This is a genomic window from Rhizobacter sp., assembly GCF_031412495.1.
Lineage (GTDB): Bacteria > Pseudomonadota > Gammaproteobacteria > Burkholderiales > Burkholderiaceae_C > Schlegelella_A.
The window spans coordinates 1-2,128 of sequence record NZ_JANODC010000232.1; the positions used below are offsets into that span (position 1 = coordinate 1).

3 protein-coding genes are annotated in these 2,128 nt (G+C 71.7%); 1 reads left to right on the plus strand and 2 read right to left on the minus strand.

The genetic code is table 11. The features are described from left to right. Together AC30N0_RS08885 and AC30N0_RS08890 are read right to left on the minus strand one after the other, a co-directional pair. On the minus strand, positions 1-237 hold a 237-nt coding region (locus tag AC30N0_RS08885; protein WP_489517565.1), incomplete at its 3' end, for a DnaJ domain-containing protein. Positions 238-369: 132 nt separating this feature from the next. Beyond that, entirely contained in the window at positions 370-1,497 is a 1,128-nt protein-coding gene (locus AC30N0_RS08890) for a zinc-binding dehydrogenase (RefSeq protein WP_489517566.1), read from the minus strand. Positions 1,498-1,595: 98 nt separating this feature from the next. Between AC30N0_RS08890 and AC30N0_RS08895 the strand changes: the two genes are divergently transcribed. Next, the coding region (locus AC30N0_RS08895) for an aldo/keto reductase (protein WP_489517567.1) at positions 1,596-2,128 on the plus strand (533 nt) is incomplete at its 3' end.

Genomic DNA, 2,128 nt, shown 5'->3' on the forward strand with positions numbered 1-2,128 from the left:
CGCCTCGGGCGTGTCGCCGTCGCGCTTGGCCACCGCGCCGTCGGCGAGCGACGCCCAGGCCTCGGCCAGCTCGACGAAGCGCGCGCGGATCGCATGGCGGTCGTCGTCGGCGACGGCCCGTGCCGGGTGGAAGCGGACCGCCATCCGCACGTAGGCTCGCGCCACGTCGTCGGGCGGCGTGTCGCGGGTGACGCCGAGGATCTGGTTGCTGCTCTTGAGAGGCGCGAGGGTGTCCATCGGCGGCCGGTCGGGCAGGTGTGTTGCGATGCGCGTCGGCCAGCTTCGTGCGGGCGCGCGCCGCCTTCCAGCCGGCCGGCTCCAGGCGGTCGGCGCCGGCCGTCGCGCGGCGGGCGCCGACCCCCCGACGGGTCAGCCCCGCGTGGGCACGATCAGGAACTTCTCGCCGGTCGCCCGCTTCGCGTAGACCGCGATCTGCTCGGCGCTCAGCACCTCGGCGAGCGACACCTGCTTCGAGTAGTGGCTGGCGAAGGTCGTGGTCAGCTCGTCGACCACCCGCTTGCGCAGCCGCGCGTTGTCCTCGGCGGAAAGCTTCTGCAGGAACGGGAACAGCAGCCAGCCGCCGATGCCCCAGGCGAAGCCGAAGTTGCGGACCAGCTCGGTCGGGCCGGTGTCGAGCGTGCCGTAGATGTAGACCTGCTTGTGCACCGTCGAGCCGTAGCGGCTGTATTCGGTGGCGGCCCGGTTCTGCGCGGCCTCCATGCTGGTCAGGATGCGGCTGGCGAGCCGGCCGCCGCCGGTCGCGTCGAACGCGATGGTCGCGCCGGTCGCGGCGATCGCCTCGGTCAGCGCGGCCGGGAAGTCGTCGGTGCTTCTGTCGACGACGTGCTTCGCGCCCTGCCCGCGCAGCAGCGCCGCCTGCTCGGGCTTGCGCACGACGTTGACCAGCCCGATGCCGTCCTTCAGGCAGATGCGGTTCAGCATCTGGCCGAGGTTCGACGCCGCCGCGGTGTGGACGATCGCGGTGTGCCCCTCGCGGCGCATCGTCTCGACCATGCCGAGCGAGGTCAGCGGATTGACGAAGCACGACGCGCCGTCGGCCGGCTTCGTGCCCTCCGGCAACGGCAGGCAGTCGCGCGCCTTCATCACCCGGTACTGCGCGTACATCGCGCCGCCGATCACCGCGACCATCCGGCCCTTCAGCGCCTGCGCGGCGGGAGACGCGCCCGCCTCGACCACCACGCCCGACGCCTCGTTGCCCACCGGCAGCGACTGGCCGACGCGCGCCGCGATGCCGGGCATCGCCCGCTCGGGCACGCGCGCGGTGACCACCGGCCGCTCGCGCGTGCCGCCGACCTTCAACGTCGACAGGTCCGCCGGCCCGAACAGCAGGCCGAGGTCGGACGGATTGACCGGCGTCGCCTCGATGCGGATCAGCACCTCGTCGGGGCCGGGGGCGGGGAACGCGTGGTCGACGAGGGTGACCTCGAGCTCGCCTTCGGGCTTGACGAGCGATCGCAGCTGCAGTCCGGTGGTCATGCGGTGTCTCCTTGGGAATGAGGGTGGGTAGTGTGCGCGATCCGGCACGGCCGGGGTTATGGGGCACAATGAATCGAGCATCCCGAGGAGACTTCCCGATGAAATACCGCCAACTGGGCCGGACCGGCCTGTACGTGTCCGAGATCTGCCTGGGCACGATGACCTTCGCCGGCCGCGGCGACATGTGGTCGAAGATCGGCCAGGTCGACCAGAAGGCATCGACCGCGCTGGTCGAGCGCGCGCTCGCCGCGGGCGTCAACTTCATCGACACCGCCGACGTCTACTCCGAAGGCGAGTCCGAGCGCTACCTCGGCGTCGCGCTGCGCGAGCTGGGCGTGCCGCGCGAGGACGTGATCGTCGCGACCAAGGTGCGCGGCCGCTCGGGGCCGGGCGCGAATGCGATCGGCCTGTCGCGCGCGCACGTGTTCGACGCGATCGCGGCGAGCGTGAAGCGCCTCGGTCTGGACTACGTGGACCTGTACCAGATCCACGGCTACGACCTGCTGACGCCACTGGACGAGACGATGCGTGCGCTCGACGACCTGCAGACGCGCGGTCTGGTCCGCTACCTCGGCTGCTCGAACCTTGCGGCCTGGCAGGTGATGAAGGCCCAGGGGATCGCCGCTGCGCG

Excerpts from the sequence above, each read along its gene's own strand:
- AC30N0_RS08890 (WP_489517566.1), bottom strand. The coding sequence starts at position 1,497 with ATGACCACCGGACTGCAGCTGCGATCGCTCGTCAAGCCCGAAGGCGAG.